4 protein-coding genes are annotated in these 2,583 nt (G+C 58.8%); 3 read left to right on the top strand and 1 reads right to left on the bottom strand.

Going from position 1 to position 2,583, the window contains the following annotated elements; all coding sequences use genetic code 11:
• On the top strand, nucleotides 1-837 hold an 837-nt coding region (locus U5A52_RS42745; RefSeq protein WP_321940422.1), incomplete at its 5' end, for a phosphodiesterase.
• A 108-nt stretch (nucleotides 838-945) separates the two neighbouring features.
• Here the strand turns inward: U5A52_RS42745 and U5A52_RS42740 are convergent.
• On the bottom strand, nucleotides 946-1,686 hold the full coding sequence (locus tag U5A52_RS42740; RefSeq protein WP_321940420.1) for a sulfite exporter TauE/SafE family protein: 741 nt from the start codon (nucleotides 1,684-1,686) through the stop codon (nucleotides 946-948).
• On the opposite strand from U5A52_RS42740, the gene U5A52_RS42735 reads away from it, so the two are divergent.
• Nucleotides 1,672-2,001 carry a hypothetical protein gene (locus U5A52_RS42735; protein WP_321940418.1) on the top strand — a complete coding sequence of 110 codons (330 nt, stop codon included), beginning with the start codon at nucleotides 1,672-1,674 and terminating at the stop codon, nucleotides 1,999-2,001. The two genes, U5A52_RS42740 and U5A52_RS42735, sit on opposite strands and share 15 nt — an antisense overlap.
• Nucleotides 2,002-2,097: 96 nt before the next feature.
• On the top strand, nucleotides 2,098-2,583 hold a 486-nt coding region (locus U5A52_RS42730; protein WP_321940416.1), incomplete at its 3' end, for a class I SAM-dependent methyltransferase.

Genomic DNA, 2,583 nt, shown 5'->3' with positions numbered 1-2,583 from the left:
CCACGTACATGCCCGTCGAAACCACCGGAGAGCCGAGTGACAGTCATTGCACAAGTATCCGATATTCACGTCCGTTCACACGGCGCGCTGTACCAGGATGCCGTGGACTCAAATGCCATGTTTTCGGCAGCGGTCGATTCGCTGAACCGCGTGCGACCCAAGCCGGACCTCGTAGTCATCTCAGGCGATCTCACGGACGAAGGTACCGCCGCTGAGTATCTGAAGCTTCGAGAATTGCTTGGCGCGCTGAAGCATCCGTTCGTGGTTTTACCAGGTAATCACGATAACCGTGACCGTCTGCGGGCCGCGTTTTCGGATCACGCGTGGCTACCCAAGGAGGGGGCGCTGTCGTTCGCGATAGACGTAGGCGAACTACGCCTCGTGGCACTAGATACATCCGTTCCAGGGCTACATCACGGTGAACTGGACGCCAACACCCTGACCTGGCTGGACACTGAACTCTCCAGGCATCGAGATCGACCGGTCGTCGTCGTCATGCACCACCCGCCGTTCATGACGGGCATCCCCTATCTGGACGTCTACGGTTTGCGAAGCACGGACGCATTGGCAAAGGTTCTTGCACGCCATGACAATGTCGATCGAATTCTCGCCGGGCACGTGCATCGGTCCATGCAGACGCGCCTTGGGAACGTTCCCGTACTCACGTGCCCAAGCACGACAACGCAAATCGCGTTGCGCGTCGAAGCAGACGCGGAGCCCGCTTCTTATCTCGAACCACCCGCATACCTGCTGCACCGTTGGGCTGGACACGGCCAGCCAGCGGTTTCGCATCTGTGTTACATCGGGCTTTTCGAAGGCCCGTTGCCATTTGCATAGCAGGGTCGATGGACTCGCATCAGCGTCACCGCTCCAGCAGCCGTCACTGACGTATCGCCTATCTGCATCGCATTTCGGCGGACGAAGCAGTCAATCAGCTGCAGTGATTCAAACAGGCAGGAGCAGCTTCACGCTGGCGCAGATCAATACAACACCCAGCAGGACACGAATTTGACGAGTCGATAGCCAACGGCTACCCAGATGTGCTCCTAGCCAGCTTCCGATGATCACCATCAACGCCAGTCGGCCAATCCCATGTGGAAGGTGATTTGTGGCGCTCCAGTTGCCGGCCAGCGCCGCTAACGAATTGCAGAGGATAAACAGCGCGGAAACGGACGCAGCCGCACGCATGGTTGACCACCGACAAAAGATCAGGAGCGGTGCTATCAGGACGCCACCGCCAACTCCGGTTAGCCCCGAGGCAAGGCCGATAATCGCTCCGCAAGCCACCGCGACGGGCTTGCGGGGTGGTCGCACAATGTCGTCGCCCATTGGCCTGCGCACCAGCGACAGCGTGCCAGCGACTAAGAGAAGTGCGCCAAGTAGATATTCGAACCAGGTCTTTTCCAGCGTTATATAGCCACCTAATAACGCCATGGGCACTGCGGGCAAAGCAAACGGCCAGAACGATTGCCAGTTGAAATGCCCGTCTCGAATGAAGCGCCAACTTACGACAAGGGAAACCAGGATATTCAGGACAAGCGCAGTGGGCTTGATGCTGTCAGGCTCGTATCCGACCAGTGCCATTACGGCGATGTATCCTGAAGCCCCAGCCTGGCCGGTGCTGGCGTAAAGCAGCGCAACCACGAGAAAGGCAATGCAGGTCAGCAGTGTTTGCGTATCGACCATCGCATCCTCGCATCGACAGTATCGCATGCGAAACTGGCTGAACCCGCTCTGCCCCGCATCCGGCCTTCTCCGGTACGGAGGATCTGCCTGGCGGTCGTGGATCGCGTGCTGGCCGTCGCCATCCGGCAGGCATCGGACATCAAGCCTGCGGGATGGCGAACACGGCGTCGACTTTCACCCGTTGCTCTGCTTCCGATTGGTCGCACTCGTTGCGAACGACCATCCGCTGCGCAAAAGGACTATCTCGATGCCGAGGATTTTCAAAACAAAACCTTGATCACCTATCCTGTGGAAGACGATGTGCGCTCGACGTAGTCCGCCTGCTGCTGAGGCCGCAAGGAATAACGCCCGCGCGGCGAACCGCCGATCTGACCGTGGCACATTGAGTTGTGCGACTGAACTGGAGCGATCATGCAATCGAAGGAACATTGGAATCACGTCTACGAGACGAAAGCATCGACCGATGTCAGCTGGTTTCAGGAACACCCGCGTCAATCGATCGAGCTGATCGAGCAATCGGGTGTGGACAAAGACGCGGCGATTATTGACGTGGGCGGCGGCGCCTCAACCCTCGTCGACGATCTGATCGACAAAGGGTATAGCGAGTTGACCGTGCTGGACCTCTCGGAAGCCGCGCTCGAAGTCGCGCGCGAGCGACTTGGTGAACGTGTGCAAGCCGTTTCATGGATTGTCGGCGACGTCACGAAGGCGGACTTGCCTGTGCACGCCTTCGACGTCTGGCACGATCGCGCCGTATTTCACTTTCTGACGAGCGAGGCGGAACGCGAAGCTTATGTCCGCACTGTGCTACGCACGGTTAAGCCAGGTGGCACGGTGATCGTTGCGACATTCGCGGAAGATGGCCCCGAGCGATGCAGCGGCCTGCCGGTCATGCGC

The organism is Paraburkholderia sp. J8-2, from assembly GCF_905220195.1.
Classification (GTDB): domain Bacteria; phylum Pseudomonadota; class Gammaproteobacteria; order Burkholderiales; family Burkholderiaceae; genus Paraburkholderia.
This window is presented reverse-complemented; position numbering and strand designations above follow the sequence as displayed.

Excerpts from the sequence above, each read along its gene's own strand:
- U5A52_RS42740 (WP_321940420.1), bottom strand. The coding sequence starts at position 1,686 with ATGGTCGATACGCAAACACTGCTGACCTGCATTGCCTTTCTCGTGGTT.